The 17,075-nt window shown below is 68.2% G+C and carries 18 protein-coding genes; 11 read left to right on the forward strand and 7 right to left on the reverse strand.

The features are described from left to right. The first annotated feature begins 204 nt into the window (after positions 1–204). Positions 205–1,638 carry a hypothetical protein gene (locus H6717_40885; protein MCB9583460.1) on the forward strand — a complete coding sequence of 478 codons (1,434 nt, stop codon included), beginning with the start codon at positions 205–207 and terminating at the stop codon, positions 1,636–1,638. Between the two features lie 20 nt (positions 1,639–1,658). Beyond that, on the forward strand, positions 1,659–3,038 hold the full coding sequence (locus tag H6717_40890) for a right-handed parallel beta-helix repeat-containing protein (GenBank protein ID MCB9583461.1): 1,380 nt from the start codon (positions 1,659–1,661) through the stop codon (positions 3,036–3,038). Between the two features lie 3 nt (positions 3,039–3,041). On the opposite strand, the gene H6717_40895 is transcribed toward H6717_40890, so the two are convergent. Then, on the reverse strand, positions 3,042–3,887 hold the full coding sequence (locus tag H6717_40895) for a hypothetical protein (protein MCB9583462.1): 846 nt from the start codon (positions 3,885–3,887) through the stop codon (positions 3,042–3,044). Positions 3,888–4,019: 132 nt separating this feature from the next. Between H6717_40895 and H6717_40900 the strand changes: the two genes are divergently transcribed. Together H6717_40900 and H6717_40905 are read left to right on the forward strand one after the other, a co-directional pair. Further along, positions 4,020–5,192 (forward strand): dienelactone hydrolase family protein, encoded by a 1,173-nt coding sequence (locus H6717_40900; protein ID MCB9583463.1) that lies wholly within the window; start codon positions 4,020–4,022, stop codon positions 5,190–5,192. Positions 5,193–5,194: 2 nt separating this feature from the next. Beyond that, positions 5,195–5,626, forward strand: coding sequence for a hypothetical protein (locus tag H6717_40905; GenBank protein ID MCB9583464.1), 432 nt, complete (start codon positions 5,195–5,197; stop codon positions 5,624–5,626). A gap of 4 nt (positions 5,627–5,630) precedes the next feature. Here the strand turns inward: H6717_40905 and H6717_40910 are convergent, their stop codons facing one another. Together H6717_40910 and H6717_40915 are read right to left on the reverse strand one after the other, a co-directional pair. Next, positions 5,631–6,764, reverse strand: coding sequence for a hypothetical protein (locus H6717_40910; protein ID MCB9583465.1), 1,134 nt, complete (start codon positions 6,762–6,764; stop codon positions 5,631–5,633). A gap of 2 nt (positions 6,765–6,766) precedes the next feature. Further along, positions 6,767–7,168, reverse strand: coding sequence for a hypothetical protein (locus tag H6717_40915; GenBank protein ID MCB9583466.1), 402 nt, complete (start codon positions 7,166–7,168; stop codon positions 6,767–6,769). A 154-nt stretch (positions 7,169–7,322) separates the two neighbouring features. Here H6717_40915 and H6717_40920 point away from each other — a divergent pair, with 154 nt between their 5' ends. Then, positions 7,323–7,922 carry a macro domain-containing protein gene (locus tag H6717_40920; protein MCB9583467.1) on the forward strand — a complete coding sequence of 200 codons (600 nt, stop codon included), beginning with the start codon at positions 7,323–7,325 and terminating at the stop codon, positions 7,920–7,922. A 36-nt stretch (positions 7,923–7,958) separates the two neighbouring features. After that, the gene (locus H6717_40925; protein ID MCB9583468.1) at positions 7,959–8,375 is read left to right on the forward strand and encodes an SMI1/KNR4 family protein; all 417 of its coding nucleotides are present in this window, start codon (positions 7,959–7,961) and stop codon (positions 8,373–8,375) included. Between the two features lie 418 nt (positions 8,376–8,793). Here the strand turns inward: H6717_40925 and H6717_40930 are convergent, their stop codons facing one another. Further along, entirely contained in the window at positions 8,794–10,290 is a 1,497-nt protein-coding gene (locus H6717_40930) for a hypothetical protein (GenBank protein MCB9583469.1), read from the reverse strand. Positions 10,291–10,493: 203 nt separating this feature from the next. Here H6717_40930 and H6717_40935 point away from each other — a divergent pair, with 203 nt between their 5' ends. Beyond that, positions 10,494–10,952: a VOC family protein gene (locus H6717_40935; GenBank protein ID MCB9583470.1), complete on the forward strand. Its 459-nt coding sequence runs from the start codon at positions 10,494–10,496 to the stop codon at positions 10,950–10,952. A gap of 6 nt (positions 10,953–10,958) precedes the next feature. Here the strand turns inward: H6717_40935 and H6717_40940 are convergent, their stop codons facing one another. After that, the gene (locus H6717_40940) at positions 10,959–11,522 is read right to left on the reverse strand and encodes a hypothetical protein (GenBank protein ID MCB9583471.1); all 564 of its coding nucleotides are present in this window, start codon (positions 11,520–11,522) and stop codon (positions 10,959–10,961) included. A gap of 112 nt (positions 11,523–11,634) precedes the next feature. On the opposite strand from H6717_40940, the gene H6717_40945 reads away from it, so the two are divergent. Then, positions 11,635–12,837 carry an alanine racemase gene (locus H6717_40945; protein MCB9583472.1) on the forward strand — a complete coding sequence of 401 codons (1,203 nt, stop codon included), beginning with the start codon at positions 11,635–11,637 and terminating at the stop codon, positions 12,835–12,837. Here the strand turns inward: H6717_40945 and H6717_40950 are convergent. Then, positions 12,828–13,793: an NAD(P)H-binding protein gene (locus H6717_40950; protein ID MCB9583473.1), complete on the reverse strand. Its 966-nt coding sequence runs from the start codon at positions 13,791–13,793 to the stop codon at positions 12,828–12,830. The genes H6717_40945 and H6717_40950 overlap by 10 nt on opposite strands. Positions 13,794–14,104: 311 nt before the next feature. Here H6717_40950 and H6717_40955 point away from each other — a divergent pair, with 311 nt between their 5' ends. The 3 genes from H6717_40955 to H6717_40965 are packed head-to-tail and all read left to right on the forward strand — an operon-like array spanning position 14,105 to position 16,608. Then, positions 14,105–14,833, forward strand: a complete 729-nt coding sequence (locus tag H6717_40955) for a HAMP domain-containing protein (GenBank protein ID MCB9583474.1) — start codon at positions 14,105–14,107, stop codon at positions 14,831–14,833. A gap of 3 nt (positions 14,834–14,836) precedes the next feature. Next, positions 14,837–15,343, forward strand: a complete 507-nt coding sequence (locus H6717_40960; protein MCB9583475.1) for a TerB family tellurite resistance protein — start codon at positions 14,837–14,839, stop codon at positions 15,341–15,343. A 2-nt stretch (positions 15,344–15,345) separates the two neighbouring features. Continuing rightward, positions 15,346–16,608 carry a hypothetical protein gene (locus H6717_40965; GenBank protein MCB9583476.1) on the forward strand — a complete coding sequence of 421 codons (1,263 nt, stop codon included), beginning with the start codon at positions 15,346–15,348 and terminating at the stop codon, positions 16,606–16,608. A gap of 7 nt (positions 16,609–16,615) precedes the next feature. Here H6717_40965 and H6717_40970 read toward each other — a convergent pair. Then, on the reverse strand, positions 16,616–17,075 hold a 460-nt coding region (locus H6717_40970), incomplete at its 5' end, for a hypothetical protein (GenBank protein MCB9583477.1).

Here is a 17,075-nt window from a genome sequence, read left to right on the forward strand (position 1 = left end):
CGCCACCCCGTCGAAGGATCTGACGCCTGAGGCACAAAATTCGGCTCACAGCGTGGCGCGCGTCCGGACGCCCTTCCGGACGAAGCGCGTCGCTGCCAACTCCAAGTGCCAACTCCGGGTTGGCTATTGGGTTGGTTCGCCGCGGAAACACCGCGGTTTGTAGGTGACAGTGGGATGGAGCGGCGGTTGCATTCGCTGACCGCCATGAAAGCTTCGCGCGCCCTATTCGCCGTCGGTTTCCTCGGGCTCTTTGGTTTGATGAGCTGCGGCGCCGAGGACTTCGGAAACGCGGCCGGCGCTGGCTACGACGTCGGGGAGGTGGGGGAGCCCGTCACCAAGGTGTGCGGCGTCGACAAGTACGCCGGACCCCAGGGCGCGGACGTCTCTGCCTGGCAGACGAACTTCAACTGGAGCGCCGCCGGTGTCGTGTACGGGTACGCGCGCATCAGCGACGGCGCGAACTACATCGACAAGTACTTCGACCAGAACTGGAAGCAGATGAAGGATCTCGGGATCCTGCGCGGCGCCTACCAGTATTTCGAGCCCGGCCAGAACGCCACCACCCAGGCGAACTTGATGGTGCAGAAGGTCGGCAAGCTGGGGCCTGGCGACATGCCCGCGATGATCGACGTGGAAGCCACGGGCGGTCAGTCTCCCGCCACCATCGCCTCCAAGGTAAAGACCTGGCTCGACATCGTGGAGAAGGGCACCGGCAAGCGTCCCATCATCTACACGGGCTCCTACTTCTGGCAGGACAACGTGAAGGACACGTCCTTCGGAAAGTATCCGATCTGGATTGCGGCGTACGGACCGAGCTGTCCGTCGCTGCCGCCGGGTTGGACCAACTGGACCTTCTGGCAGTACTGCAACGGTGAAACCAAGTACTGCACTAACGGCAAGGGCTTCGATCGCGACGTGTTCAACGGCACCCTAGCGGAGCTGAAGGCCTTCGCCGGTGGCAGCGTCACCACGGCGTACGCCGCAGAGTACGTGGGGCAGTCGTTCCCGCTGGCGGTGGATGCGTTGCCGATGAAGGCGGGGGAGACCATCCCCGCGTGGATCGAGCTCAAGAACGTGGGGAGCAAGCCGTGGGATTCGTCCACACGCCTCGGCACCACGGAGCCGCGAGATCGCTCCAGCGCCTTCGCCGACTCGAGCTGGCTCGGCCCCAATCGCCCGGCGGCGGTGAAGGGCACCGTGAACCCGGGCGAGACCTACAAGTTCGAGTTCAACCTGCACGCGCCCGCGGACGTGGGCACCTATCACGAGTACTTCGGCGTGGTGCAGGAGGGTGTCACGTGGTTCAGCGACTCGGGTCAGGGCGGGCCGCCGGACAACCAGCTGCAAGCACAGATCTTGGTCGAGGAAGGCCCCGCAGGAACCGGCGGCGCGGCCGGCTCGACTGGGCTCGGAGGCAGCGCGGGGAGCGTGGGCCTCGGCGGCAGCGGCGGTGGTGACGCGGGTGCCGGTGGCAGCGGTGGCAGTGGAGGCAACGGCCTGACACAGAAGACCAAGGTCGCCGGCGACGACGAGGGCGGCTGCGGCTGCCGTGTCGCCGAAAGCCAGCGTGGAAACACCGGTGGTGCCGCTCTCGGGCTGCTTCTCGGCCTCGGCTTGATGCTGCGCCGCCGGCGATAGCGCTGTGGCAAGATGGCCGTATGAGGGCGGCCGTTTTCACTTTCGTAGGCGTGTTGGTCACTGCGTGCTCCGGAGACGGAGGCGGAATCACGCCTCCCGGCTCCGGGGGTGCGGCGGGCAGCGGCGGCAACGCGACCGGTGGCTCAGCGGGGGCCAGCGGCGGAGCAGCGGGAGCGTCTGGAGGAACGGGTGGTGCGGCAGGCAGCGGCGGAGCTGGTGGCGCTGCGGGCAGCAGCGGCGGAACCGGCGGGGCAGGCGGCCTCGCGATCGGCGAATGGACCGACGCGCCCGGCGCATGCCCTAGCGGCACGACAGAGGTCCCGCTCAGCACGGCACAGCAGATCGCCGACGCCAGCCGCGGCGAGGGCGCCTATTCTGGAGATGGGCCCGGCACCTGCTACCTGATCAAGAACGGCAACTACACGTCGAGCGCGAACGTGCTCATGCTCTTTTCCCGCGGCGGCAGCGCGAGTCAGCCCATCTACTTCGTCGGCGAGAGCAGAGATGGCGTCGTGATCCACCATCGTGCCACGTTTTCCGCGGATCACCTGCGGCTCGCCAACATGACTTTCGATCTCACGGGCTACTCCAAGTCGGGGTCCTTCAACACCATCACCATCGGCGCGGCATCGGACCTCGCGCTGTCCCACCTTACGCTGACGGGCGATTGCGCTACTGGTGCTTCCGGCGGGCACATCTCCACGGAGCAGGACGGCGCCAAAAATATCTTGATTGAGGCGTGCCTGATCGAGAAGTTCGGTCACTGCTCCAGTGGCGGGCACTTGGATCACGGCGTGTACCTGTCCGCCGGATCCGACATCACTTTGCGGAACAATGTGATCCGGGAGAATTCGTCGCGCGGCATCCAGCTCTACACCGCGGATGGTTCCTTCGGCAGCCTGAAGAACGTGACCATCGAGCAGAACCGGATCTACGGCAACGGTCACGCGGACTACGAAGACGGCATCGTGATCAACGTGTCCGGCGCTGGTCCGCTCGCCGGCCTGGCCGTTTCTCACAACCTGATCTACGACAACTACTACTCGGGCATTCGCTTCGCCGGGCCTGCCACCAGCGGCGTGACCATCGACAAGAACACGTTCTTCGAGAACGGTAGCGGATCATCGTCGGCGAGCCGCTCGGAGATCAACGTCGATGGCGCCGGTGCGGCCGGACCGGCAACAATTTCGAAGAACATACTCGTGAGCTCGGCGAAGCTCGTCAACGACTGCTACGATGCCGCGTTCTCCATCGACGACAACGTCGTCTTCGGAGCGGGCGCTTCCGGGAGCTGCGTGTCGTCCGTGGTCAGCATCGATCCGAAGCTGGTGGCGCCCCAAAGCGCGGACTTCCACGCGCAGAGTCCAGCGGCGGACGGCTACGGCGCGTACGCGCCCTGAGCTCTACGGCGTGTAGAACCACTTCGGACCGTGGCACAGCGCCGAGTCCGCGTCGCACGCGCTGGACTTTCCGGTGGCCTGGAAGCGCGTGACGAGATCCGCTTGTAGCTCCGCGTCGTTGTTGCACACGTGATAGTCCGAAAGCGTCTCGTTGGCGGCCGCGATGATCTTCTGCAGGGCCGCGTCGAAGCCGCCCGCCCAATCCGAGCCCGCGTCCCAGGTGCAGTTGGGCAGCTCGGCGATCACCCCGGAGATGTCCCCCTGTTGCAGCAGTTGCACGAGGCCTGCCGCGTCCACGCTGCCGCTGCAGGTGAGGTGATCCGTGACGTAGGTCGATACCTCCTGCACCAGCTTCTGGATGGCCGTGTCTTGTAGCGCATCCAGGCTCAAGAACTGCGTGCCACACTCGCAGGCGCCGTAGTCGTTCACCAACGCTTCCAGATCCTGTTGCGAGCCGCTCACCGTCATGGAGCCGACCTCTTGCAGGAACACCTGTCCGTTCTTGTCTTTCTCTCCCGGCTTGGTGCCGTGGTTCTCGCGGAAGGTGCTGCTCACCACGATGCCCTCGCAGGTCACGTCCAGCGTGGTGGTGGTGTGGGGCGGCCACAGCTCGCTGCTTCGCCCTGCCGTATCCTTGTAAGCGTCCTTCTGCAGCCACTTGAAGGTAGCGGTGCACTGTCCACCACCGCCGCTGCCGCTGCTGCCACCGAGTCCGCTGCTGCCGCCGCTGCCACTGCCGCCGCCCGCACCGCTGGTTCCGCCGCTGGCGCTCGTTCCTCCGGAGTCATCGGAGCTGCAGCTGATCAAGGCCAAGGACAGTGCCATCGCCGAAGCAAAGAGACGTCGCATGCCCACCACGATATCAGGCTTCTGGATGTCGCTGCGGCGCGGAACCTCGCGCCCGTGAACGGAATCCGCGTCGAGCCAACGGCAGACAAAACCCACGGGCAGAAGTCGACGGGAGCGGATAGCATCGCGCTCATGAGGCGTTTGGGGCTCGTTGTGCTGGGCTGGCTGGCGCTCGCCTGCGGAGCGGAGGACGCCGCGGTCACGAAGGCCGCGCCGGGAGTCTCGCCGCCGGAGGCACCTGGGCCGTACGGCATCGGCGTCACGAGTCTGGAGGCCGAGAGTGGCGGGCGAACGCTTCCCATCGAGGTGTGGTACCCGGCGAAGGCGGGAGGCGACGTGGCCGAGTACGTGCTCCAAGCGGGCGCGCTGGAGCTCGCGCGGCTCGCATCTCCGATGAGCGCGCTCAGGGATGCGCCGTTGGACGCTCGCGGTGGTCCGTATCCGGTAGTGGTGTTTTCCCACGGCAACGGTGGCGTGCGGATCCAGAGCGTGTACCTCACGGAGTGGCTCGCGAGCCACGGCTTCGTGGTCGCGGCGCCGGATCACGTCGGCAACACCTTTGCCGAGATGCTCAACCCGGGTCTCGCCATCCCGGCCGGGGAGATGGCGCGGCTTCGTCCCGAAGACGTGTCGAAGACGCTGGACGCCCTGCTCGCTGCGAGCGACGACGCGGACTCGTTGCTCCATGGTGTCGCGGACGCCAGCCGCGTGGGCGTGGCCGGCCACAGCTTTGGCGGCTTCACCACGCTGCGCGTGGTCGGCGCCACCATCGACTCCGACGCGGTGTTGGCGGACTGCGCCCAGAACGGCGGACTGATCTGCAATGGCTGGGACGGCGGCACGATGCCCGCGTCGCAGCGCGACCCGCGGTTCACCGTGGCCCTGGCGCAGGCGCCCGGTGGCGCGCAGGCCATGTTCGCGGGCGGGCGCGACGGCTTTGCCGACGTGGCGGCTCGCACGATGATCCAAGGCGGCACTTTGGACGAGCTCACGCCCTACGCCGAGGAGCACGTGAAGCCGTATCAGTCGCTGCCATCTCCGGCGTGGTTCCTGGGCGTCGAGGGAGCCGGCCATTTCACCTTCTCGGACATGTGTCGCCTCATCGATCTGGTCGGGCTCAGCGTGACGGAGTTCGAGGACGGCTGCGGCGCGCAGAACCTCGCCTGGCAAGAAGCGCACGCGGTGATCCAACGCGTCTCGACGGCGTTTCTTCAAGTGGAGCTGGCCGGTCAGGACGACTTCGCGAGCGAGCTCGAGCCCACGGAACCGCTGCCAGAGCACGTCGCCCGGCTGGACGCCAAGTGAACATGCGCTTCCTCCCCCTGACGCTACTGCTCGCCGGCTGTGCGCCGCCGGTGACGTCCGAACCGGCTGCACCCCGGACGGCTGCGTCCGGAACGGCCGCCCCCGAGACGGCCGGCAGCTCCGTACCTCCGGTGACGGAAGTGCCCGTCGAAGCTCCGGAGGGCTGCCCCGCGGATCTCGACGCGCGGGTCGGCACCGTGGTCACTTTGGTCGGCGAGCAGTCGCGCACCAAGATCCCGACCGTGTGCGGCGTCGACGTGGACGGCGACTACGACCTGAGCGACGAGGTCGTCCGCGTCACCGGGCGTCTCCGCCGCTACGTGGTGCCGCCCCCGACGCCCGGTGAGCCCATCGTCGCGGGACGCGGTCCCGGGACGTACTATTCGATCCAAGATCCCACGACGGGACAGCTCGCTCGTCCAGTTCCGCGCTGACGTCTCAAGTAGTCCGCAGCATCGCCTCTCCCGTGAGCATGGACAGCGCGTAGAGGACGTTGCGCTCGCGGACCACGCGGCAGTGGTCGGGCGGCGGATGCGGGCTCGGCGCTCGCGTCGCGATGCGATCGAGCGTCCCGTGAAAGGCCTTGCCGAAGAGCGAGAGGCCCTCCATCGCCAAGGGCTCGCGGCGCCACGGCGTGCCCGCGGCGTAGCGACCCACCAGGCGAGGCGATGCGGAGCGCGCGGTCTCCGGAGCCGGGATCTGGTCGTAGTAGACGGCGCCGAGCTCGAGCACCGGGATCCGCTTGTTGCCGTCTTCCGTGCTGCCCAGGACCCACGCCGTGTGCACGCGTCCGTCCATCGTGATCGCCAGCAGATCTCCCGGCTCCAGGGTCATCGCGGGGCGCACGCCCCGAACGCCGGCCACCCGAACCGGATCGGGATCGATGCTCCGGGGCGGGAGCGGTCGGCGCACGATGGAGAGCTCCAGCTCCGGGAAGAAGCGAGAGTCTGCGTCGATGCCTTCTTCGGTGGTCCACCAGGCAAGGGGGCTGCCCGCGTCGGTCTGGATGTTGGGCATCTCTTGCCGCTCCCAAAACGAAACCCACCGCGTGGCGGGTGTCGGATGGTCGCGAACCGCGAGCACGCCACACACCGCGAGGGTCTCCGCGATGTCTTCGCGGTCGCTGGCGTTCTTGCCGATGACACCCCGAAGCGCCTTCACGAACGCCTTGGCGCGCGAGCCGTCGGGTAGCTCTGCGGCCGTCGTCACGATCTCGCGGAGCTTCTCCCGATCCTGCTCGTTGGGACGTACCGGCGGCAAGGTTTGGAAGTGCTCCAGATCCACCAGCCACGCCTTCGCGTCCGGGGTGCCGTAGCAGGCGCCCTCTTCCTTCATCTCGACGAGCTCCGCCATGTCGTCGTCGACGGTCTGGCTCACGCCACACACGGCGCAGTCGTTCAAATCGAGGTAGCAATGGTCCGGCATCAGCGACGCGCAGGCCCAGCTCCGCAGCGTGGAGCGGTAGCGAAGCGGCGCCGAGCCCAGGCTGGCCACGAAGGCATCCGCTGCCGCCGTGGGATCCACTGCCGCCACCGCAGCGCGCAGTCGTCGGATGAGGTCGTCGTGATGCATGTTCAGGTCGATCCGTCGGAGTGCTCTTTGAGCTCGATGGCCACCGCGCTCAAATCCTCCGCCAGCGTGAGCCTGGCTTCGTAGCTCTCGTAGAACACCGTGTTGTACATCCCGAAGGAGTCGCGCCAAGCGCAGCACAGCACCACGGGGGGGCCCAGCCGGAGCTCCCACTCCGCGCTGCTCCGCATGGCCGGCCCCAACGGCACCCCATCACGGGCGGAGGGCTCCGTCTTGGTCTCGTACCAGTGCCCGGAGCCCGAGACGCTCGTCTTGGCCGTGGCCAGAGTCATCGGAATCGGGCGGCCATCGATCAGCACGCGCCACAGATCGTCACCTCGCATCTCGAAGCCGAGCACGTGCTCTCCGAACCTCAGGGTGTCGCGCGCCAACTCTCGTCCCCACACGATGATTGCACATCCCCGGCACCCTGCGTCGGTCCGTCGTGCCCCCCCGATCCTCCTCGCCCTTTCCGCATGGATGTTGGTCCGCCGCGGAATCCGCGCGCCGCGCACCCTCGCGCGGAAGTAGCCGCCGCGGTACCCTGAGCCACGTCGTGTCATGCCGCTACCGTCACTGATCCTCGCGGACCACTGGGCGCCACTGACGCGCGCCTGGTCCGAAGCTTTCGCGCCGTTCGAGGCGGTGCACGTCCACGACGGCGACTTCTTCGCCCTCGACGCGGACGCCATGGTCAGCCCTGCCAACAGCTTTGGGATCATGGACGGCGGTCTCGATGCGGCGATCCGTGCGGAGCTCGGTGGGCACGTACAGACGGACGTGCAAGCGCGCATCTTGGAGCGACACCATGGAGAGCTTCCCGTCGGTGCGGCCGAGATCGTGCCCACCCATCACGCCCGCTGGCCGTTCCTCGTCGTCGCTCCCACCATGCGCGTTCCCGAAAGCGTGGCACACACGTTGAACGCCTATCTCTCCTTTCGAGCGGCGCTCTTGGCGGTGCTTCGCCACAACGCTGCGAATCCAGCGGCGCAGATCCGCTCCATGGTGGTGCCCGGCCTGGGAACGGGCATCGGAGCCATGGACGCCCGCCGCTGCGCCGCGCAGATGCGCATCGCCTTCGATCACGTTTCCAAGCCGCCGCGGATCCCCAGCTTCAGGATGATCCACGACCTACACCAACGGCTGCGGTCGGCGTTGTGATACGGACGCGCGCCATTCTGCTTACCCGGGAATGCAATGCCGGAACTGGTTGAAGGTGTTTGGCGTCCTTGCCGTGGGGCCGGTCGAGACGACCTCGACGCGCTCCAGCGTGCCGCGCCGTTCACGTTGCCCCGCAGCTACCTGGACCAGCTAGCCATGTCGAATGGCGGCGAAGGTTCGCTCACGGTCCAACCTTGGTGGATCGTGTTTTGGGAGGCGGAGAGCGTGATCGAGTCGAATGCAGACTACGAGCTGTCCAAGCACCTGCCGGGGTTCTTCGGCTTCGCAAGCAGTGGTGGCGGAGAGCTACTCGCGTTCGACGCGCGCGGACGCGAGCCCTTCCCCATCGTCGCGATACCGTTCATCCCCCTCGATGCCACCCTTGCGATTTTGGTAGCGCGCAACTTCGACGAGCTCAAAGGGATGATCGGAAAGCCATACTTGGAGGGCTGACGCCTGGTTCAAGGTTATCGGCTGCGTTCCGAGAACCTCGATCCCGCGAACGCAGTGCCCCCCGATCCTCCTCGCCCTTCCGCAAGGATGTTGGTCCGCCGCGGAATCCGCGCGCCGCGAGGTTCCGCGGCGGCTCGACAACCAAATGTGGCTGCGAGGTCCGAAAAGCGGACATTCGAGGCCGTTCAGTGCTCGAAGTCGGCTCAGATGTCCGGATTTCGGACCTCGCGCCGGCTGGGTGGCGGCGGCGTCAGTGCAGCACGAGCTGTGACATCGCCGGGCCGGTCGACACACACAGGTTGGGCGGCGCCGCGTGGTAACGCCATAGGGCTTGGTGAGCGCCAAGTACTCCACGCCGGCTCCGACGCGACCGTGCTGGGAGCGTGTCGTTCCCTGCGCTGCTCGCGATTGAGCAACATCAACTCCCGGAGTCGACGACGGACCAGCGCAGCAGCGTGGGGTCGCCGTCGTAGGCAGCGGTGCACGCGGCGGCGTCGGTGGGAGCGGGCTTCGCGTCCTTCCAGAGGTGCGCGGCCGACGAGCTCGTGTTCAAGATGCCGGCGCGCGCGAGGGCAGCGAAGGAGACGATGGGGCCGCGTCCGTTCAGCGCAGCCGTGACGTGAGCGTAGCCTTGCGCGAGCACGGCCACGCCTTCGTTCGTGAGGGCCCAGCTGGGGCCGGTCTTGTGCTGCGCGCTCGGGTCGCAGTCCCACATCAAGTAGCCCACCGGGGCGCCGTCGCAGCCTCCGGGGTAGCTGGGCGGGTACGCGCGCACTTCGCCGGTCTTCTGGCTGGCTTCGACGGCGAAGTAGTCCCAGGCACAAGAGCGCGCGACATCACGCAGCTTGTCGCTGTTCGTCACGACGTCCTTGAGCTGCACCTCGCGTCCCGTCGTCAGATCGATGGCGACGCCGCTGCCGGTGGAGTTCATGGGGTGCGCGGCGCGGTAGTAATACTCGGTCAACAGTGGCTGTACCGTGAGCAGCTCCCGATTGGCGGACACCAACCAGGACCACGCGCTGTGCGAGTGCGGGCTCCAGCACTTCTTGATGCCCTTTACCAGATCCGCGTAGGACGAAGCGTTGGCCAGGGCGCGATTCACGAGGGCGGCGTTCTTGATGCCGAACACCCGCACCCCGAGGTCGCTCGCCACGCAGGCCGCGCCCTCTTCCCGCATGGCCTGGCGTCGCGCCTTCGGTTCCGTGGGCGCGCATACGGCATAGTCGTAGTCGTCTCCCGGGATCTCGATCGTGGTGGTGGCGTCGGGCTTCTGCACTTTCGCGCAGCCGGGGTAGTTCGGGGCCACCACCGTTTCTCGCAGCACGCGGTACAGGGGGGGCCACTCCTTGGGGCGCGGCCACAGCTCGAAGCTCTGGGTCTTGCCCTTGAGGGTGTACTTGCCGGAAACGCGTCCCGTGGCGGCGTCACAGGTGCCGTCGAAGTTGCCGCCGCCGCGCTCCGAAAAGCGCACCGCCGTGCCGTTCCGGCTGCCGTGCACCGCGAGCTCGGGGCCCGCGCGGTCGTAGTGCACGGCGCCGGTCAGCGTCGTTTCGCTTGCCGAGCCCGGTGACAGCAGCACCGTGAGCGGCGTCTTGTCGATCGTTCCGCGATAGCTGCGATCGAAATCACACGGATGCGTTCCGTACTGTCCCTTGAAGGGCGAAGCGTCGCGCGACACTTGCGTGACCCGCAACACGCGCTTCTTGTCCGTGGCGCTCTCCGCTGCGGGCGTTTCAGCGTCCGTTCTCGCGTCCGCCCTCGCGTCCGCGCCACCGTCCCCGACTGCCGGCGTCGGGGTGCTCGCCGCTGCAGGCTCCACGACCACGCTCTTGCTCGCCTGTGCCGGGCCCGAGCTCTGCGGACCGCCACACGCGCCGAGCGCCAGCGCGCCACCAACGACTAGGACTCTGGTCACGATTTCGCAGACTACACCAGCCGGACAGCGCGTCCGCGAGCTTCCGCGCCGCACCAACAAACGAACGATCCAGCTTTGCATGGGGATGTCGCTGCGGCGCGGAAACGGCCCGCGGCGGCGTCCGTTGACGGCCCGTGGCGCCTCTGTCATCCGAAGAGCGGAGAGGGCACCGCGCCCTGGAGCGTTCGAAGCGAGGAGGTCACATGTCCGTCAAGCCGATTCCGGAGGGGTACCACACCATCACGCCGCAGCTCGCGGTGCAGGATGCCAGCAAGGCCATCGAGTTCTACAAGAAGGCGTTCGGGGCGGAGGTAAAGGACTTTGCCAAGGACCCGAGCGGCGAGAAGGTGTGGCACGCGTCGCTGCGCATCGGAACTTCGATGATCTACGTGAACGACGTGTTTCCGGAGATGGGCGGGCGCGAGAGCCAGAGCAGCATCTGGCTGTACGTGGCGGACTGCGATGCAGCGTTCGAGCAGGCGACGGAGGCCGGCGCCAAGGCGCTGATGCCGCCGGGGGACATGTTCTGGGGCGACCGCATGGCTCACGTCGCTGACCCGTTCAATCAGACCTGGACCCTCGCGACGCACGTGAAGGATCTGACGCCGGAGCAGCTGAAGGCCGCCGAGGCGGAGTTCGTCGCCAACATGAAGAAGGAGTGACGCGCGCTACTTCGCCACCCAGATGCGGCACTCGGTGACCTTTGGGGGCGGGCCGTCGTGGGGTGCGCTGGGGGGCGAGATGCCGATCAGCGTGGGCGGCGGAAACGTGAGGGTGCCGGTGATGCGTACCTTCGCGCCCGCGGGCTGCGGCGGAATGTCGAACAAGAGGTGGCCCACGCGGCGATCACGATTGGCCCACTCCTCGCTCGTGTAGGCGTAGCCGTTGTCCATGTCGTCGATGCTATGGCTCGCGACCTGACTATCTCCAGACCAGACGCCGAAGGTGCCGTGAGCGATGTCGCCGCCGCAGCCGGTGCAGTCCACCGTCAAGAATGCCCGCTTCTTCTCGCCGTCCGAGGTGAACTCCAGGGAAAACGGCACGTCCGGGCGCACGTCCACGCTGGCGATGGGAGTGCCCGGTGACGGGTAGATCACCACGAACACGACGAACAGCACGCCGCCCAAGACCAGCATGGGGGCGAGCACGAACAGGGTCATGACCCAAAGCAGTCGCTTCGATCCTCCGGGACCGCTGAAGTCCAGCTGGTTGGGACGCGGGTTTCCGTTCATGGGCGGGGCGTCGATTCACTCGTGGGCGGTTCCGGTGAGGCCCCGCAGACGAGCAGGCTACCACGGCCCCTCACTTCCGCGGCGCCGATGGCTGCCGTAGCGTAGCGCCGGAATGAGCAGAGAGTACGAGCGGCTGCGCGCGGCCCTCTCCGGGGAACGGCTGCCGGCGGTGGTCGTAGACGTCGATGCCCTCGACCGCAACGTCGCGCGGCACGTGGAGATGGTCGCAGTGTGGGGCAAGCCGCTCCGCGCGGCGAGCAAGTCCGTGCGCGTCGTCTCGCTGCTGCGGCGCGTGCTCCGCGAAGGAGCTGCGGCGTTTCGCGGCGTGATGTGCTTCGCGGCGCGGGAGGCGGAGTACCTCGCGGCGGAGGGCTTCGACGATTTCCTGCTCGCGTACCCGCCGTGGCAAGCTTCGGACCTCGACGTCGTTGCCCGTCTCGCCGCCGAGGGCAAGACGATCCGCGTCGCGGTGGACTCCCGGGAAGGCATCGAGCGGATCGGCGGCCGCGCGCCGGGGACGGACATCGTACTGTGCGTCGACATGAGTCTGCGCGCGGCGCGGGGCCGCGTGCACGTCGGCGTTCGGCGTTCGCCCTTGCACGACGTGGACGACGTCGTCGAGCTGGCGCGCTTCGCGCGCGGCGTCGCGGGCGTGCGCCTCGTCGGATTGCTCTGTTACGAAGCGCAGGTGGCCGGCTTGGGGGACGCGAGCCCCTTCGCGTCGTGGATGAACCCCGCCAAGGCCGCGATCCGTCGCGTGTCCGCTCGCGAGGTGCGCGCGCGCCGCGGCGCGATCGTCGACGCCCTCGTCGCCGAAGGCTTCGAGCTGTCCGTCGTGAACGGCGGCGGCACGGGATCGCTCTCCACCACCACGGCGGAGCCCGGCATCACGGAAGTGACGGCCGGCTCCGGCTTCTACAAGCCGCACTTGTTCGACTACTACAGCGACGCCTTCGTCCGCTCGCTGGAGCCCGCGTGCTTCTTCGCCCTGGAAACGACGCGCAAGCCCGCCGCGGACATGATCACGTGCCTGGGCGGCGGCTACGTCGCCTCCGGGGAAGCGGGCGCCGATCGCGTCCCGCTCCCCTGGCTCCCGGACGGCCTCTCGCTCTTGCCCCACGAGATGTGCGGCGAGGTGCAGACGCCGCTCCGCGTCCCCCGCGGGGTGGCGCTCGACCTCGGGGCTCCCGTCTTCTTCCGGCACGCCAAGGCCGGTGAGCTGATGGAGCGTTTCTCCGAGGTGCTGCTCGTCTCCGGAGATCGCGTGGTGGAGCGCGCGCCCACCTACCGCGGCGCAGGGCAGTGCTACTTCTGAGCCCGCCGCGAGAGCGCTTGCAGCACGCCCTCCGCGGATCGCGATAGCGGCGACAGGCCGCGTGCCTCCGCCGCCAACGCGCGCCGCGCCGCTTCGTCGAAGGGCACGCGCTCGTGCTCCGGCATGAAGCGCCAGAAGCCCTCGCCCTCGGTGTACAGGTCGCTCGTCAACCCTTCCACCAGCTCGTCCGCGATGTGGCGGTTGGCGCGCGTCACCAGTCGCAGCCAGTAGCTCGACAGCCGCGGCGTCACGAACGGCACCGGCAGCATCACGGGGCGAATGCCCGCCAGCGCCGCCGTGCGCCGCAGTACTTCCCGCAGTGACATCAGCTCCGGCCCCGGCAGTGGGTACGCCGCGCTGCCCTCGTGCTCGAGGGCCAGCGCGTGGGCGATCGCCGCCGTGACGTCTCGCAGGTCGATGGGCTCTGTGCGAGAGTCGAGCCAGCGCGGCAGCACCATGACCGGGAGTCGCGTGGCCAGATCTCGCACGATGCGCCAGCTCTCGCTGCCCTCGCCGATGATCATGCTGGCGCCCAGCTCGATGGTCGACACGCTGCCCGCGCGCAAGGTCCGTCCCGTTTGCAGGCGGCTCGCCAGGTGTCGCGACGGCGTGGCCGCCGGCTCGATGCCGCCGAGATACACCACCCGCCGTAACCTCGCCCGCTCCGCGCTCTCGCGAAACGCCTCCGCGGCGCGCTGTTCCCGCTCCGGATAATCGTCCCCCGCGCCCATCCCGTGGATCAGATACACGGCGCGCGCCACGCCTTCGAGCGCCCGCGGAATCGTCTCCGGGCGGTCCACGTCCAGCTCCCGGAGCTCCCACCCAGGGTGCCGCCGTCGCGCCCGCTCCGGGTCGCGACTGGTGCACACCACGGACAGTCCCGCCGCCTCCAGCACCGGGACCAAGTGCCGCCCGACGAATCCCGTCGCCCCCGTGACCAGCACTCGCTCAGCCATGCGCCTCGCTGGCCGCCTTCTGTTGTTGGCTCGCCGCGGAAACGACGCGGTCGGAGTGCTGTCGTCGCGGGACGAACATGTCCTTCGATGTATGCGCCCTGCGCGGACGTATCGAAAGCCCCGCGTGATCGTCCTCCTTCGAACGCGCTTCCCGATACCCGAAGGGGTGGGGTTCCTCGAGCGGCTCGCGGCCCGTAGAGAGGTCGAACCCGAGTGGGTGCGGGGCGGAGACCGTGAAATGTGGGGGAATCGCACCATGTGGGTGCGTCGAGGGTGATGCTGGGCTCGGGCAAAACCTGTAGCGTGGGTGCATGGCCTCGCCTCGTCGCGTTCGACGGTACCTCCTGGATCCGCGCTTTCAGCTGAAGTGGACGAGCTACCTCGTCGTCGTCGTGTTGGCGGTGATGGTCGGCCTCGGTTTCTTGATCGCGCGGCTGGCGAGCCGGGCGTCGGACACCGCGCAGATTGCCGTCACTCAAGCCGAGAAGGCGTTCAAGGAGTCCAAGACCAACAACATCTTGGCGCGTGGCGCGGTGGAGATGGCGGGGCCCGAGAACGCAGGGCTCGCGGCGGCGATGAACGAATCCCTGGCGGAGGTCGACAAGAAGCAGAGCAAGAACCTGGACGAGGTGAAGGCGCTGCAAGAAAGCATCGGCAAGGATCGCAAGAGCATGCAGATGCTCCTGATCGGCGCCGGCGTGGTGCTGCTCGTGATCCTGACGCTGATGGGCATCGTGATCACTCATCGCATCGTGGGGCCGGTGTACAAGATGAAGCGGCTGCTCCGCCGCGTGAGCACCGGGCGGTTGGCGGTGGATGCGCGGCTCCGAAAGGGGGACGAGCTGGAAGATCTGTTCGAGACGTTCCTGCAGATGACGTACTCGCTCAGGGCAATGCAGAACGCGCACATCGCCACGCTCGACGCCACGCTGCACCACGCGGAGGAGAGCCAGGCGGCGCCGGAGGTGCTGGAAGGCATGCGCGCGCTTCGAGCCCAGCTCATGTTGGGCATGGAGAAGCGCCACGGAGGGGAGGGCTGAGCCATGCACGCCGTGATCGCCCCCGCCATCGAAGAGCTGTGCGCTGCTTTCGAGCGCCACGACTACAATCCCACGCCGGTGATCGACATCGGCGTGCTGGTCGCCAACGCCGACGGCACGGTGGACGAGCAGGAACGCGCGCTGTTGTCGGACGTGTTCCAGACGCTACTGGAGACCAACCTCACGCCGGAGCTGGTGGACGCCCTGATCCGCGCCAGCGCGGAGGTGATTCAGGCGGCGGGGGCGGAGCCGCGGGCCCGGCTGGTGGGCGCCATCTTGCACGACTGCGACGCGGCGGAGCCCGGGCTGCGCGTGGCGCTGGCGATTGCCTTTTCCAGTGAAGGGCTGAGCGCCGACGAGCGCAGCATCATCGACAAGATCGCGGACGCGGCCGACGTGTCGCAAGAACACTTGGCTGAGCTGGTGAAGGAAGTGGAGAAGCACTCGGAAAAGGGCGACCCCGTGAGCACGCGCATGTCGCTGTTGCCGGAGCACTTGCGGAGCCAGTAGCCGTGCTCGCCGCAGAGCTGCCGGACGTCGCGCTGCATGCGTCCATCGATCGCTACGGGGACCTGGGGATCCACGCGGTGCTGGATCTGCGACGGCGATTCTCGCGCGAGGAGCTCACGCGGGCGCTGGCGGCTGCCGTCGAGGCGTTTCCCGTGCTCGGCTGCAGATACGAGCCGGGCCTGTGGCGCGATCGCTGGCTGCCGGTGAGCGCGCCCGTCTCGCGCGCCGTGCATGAGGTGTCGGTGCCCGTGGACGTGGACGCCGAGACGGAGCGCTGGGCGCGGCGCCCGATCGACGTGCGGCGCGAGCGCCCGCTGCGGTTGGTGAGCATCGAACGCCCCGAGGGCACGCGGCTGCTCTTCAGCATCAGCCACGTCGCGGCGGACGGCGGCGGCATCGCCGCGGTGGGGCACGTACTGGGGGCGCATCTCGCCGGGGTGTCGCCGGCGTTTCCCGTGGACCGCGATCGCACCGTGGCCGGATCCTTGGCGGGGCTCCGGGCGTGGCACTTGCCGGTGCTGCTGCGCGACATGGCCGCGACCGCGGCCTTTCCGCTGCGCACGCTGGGCGCTGCGCGGCGCGAGCGGCACTTTCCGGCCGCCACCGCGGAGCCGGCCGCGTGGCGTCACCTGCGCATCGCCCCGGACGACCTCGCCCGCATCAAGCAGCGCTCCGGCACCAGTGTGAACGACGCCCTGCTCGCCGCCCTCGCGCGGGTCGCCGCGGGTCGTTCGAGTCAGGGGCCACTGGCGGTGATGTACACCATGGACCTGCGGCGCTACGCCGGGACGCCCAAGCTCACGGCCGCCAACACGTCGAGCATCCTCACGGCCTTCGTCCCGCGCAGCGTCACGAAGGACCTCGCGACCAGCGCCCGCGCGGTCGCGCGCATCACCGCTCGCCAGCGCGGCGGCCTCGCGGGCCCAGCCTTCGTCCTCGCGCCCCTGTCCCTCGCGTTCGGCGCGCCGCACTTCGTCGCGCGTCGCATCGTGCGCTGGCTCCACCCGCTGCTCATCGATCTGCCTCTGAGCCGGGGTCTGGTCTTCACCAACGTCGGCAAGGTGGACGACGGCCTCGCCGCCTTCGGTGACGACCTGGAGTCCGTGGCCGTCATCGGCCCCAACGTGTGGGGCATTCGCGTCCCCGCCGTGGTCGCGTTCGGTTTCCGCGGCGCGCTCCACCTCGAGCTGTTCGCTCCCCCCGGTCTGGCGCCCGAAGCTCTGACCGACCTGGAACGCGAGCTGCGCGCGGCCTTGGAGCTCTGACCCACCCTTACGGCGTGCAGTAGCTCGACTGAATCTGCCACCAGCCGCGGCGCGCCCCCGGGTTCCACACCACCTTGCCGCCGCCATAGTTGCAGATGTGATAGCCGTACCACTTGCCTTCGCAGCAGGTGTTGCTGACGGCGATCTCGTCGGTGCTGCCCACGGCGTGCTGCCCCGCGCAGAAGCCCTGGTTTCTGAGCTCCGCAGTGACGGCGGCGAACCAGTTCTGGCAGATCTCGTTCACGTCGCTGCCGCCCACCGTCGTGATCGGGCAATCGCTGCCCACGCCGCAGCCGCTGAGCGTCGCCATCACGGCGTTCACGGCGTCGTCCACGGACTTGTCGGTGTCCTGATACGTGCACGCGGCGGCGATGAAGTCCGGATCCGGGACGCCCTGGGGGAACGCGCAGGGCCCGCCGGTTCCGCACTGCACCGCGGCAGCCGCGCCGCAGCCGGCCCCCGCGCCC

It is taken from the genome of Polyangiaceae bacterium (assembly GCA_020633235.1).
GTDB lineage: Bacteria > Myxococcota_A > Polyangia > Polyangiales > Polyangiaceae > JACKEA01.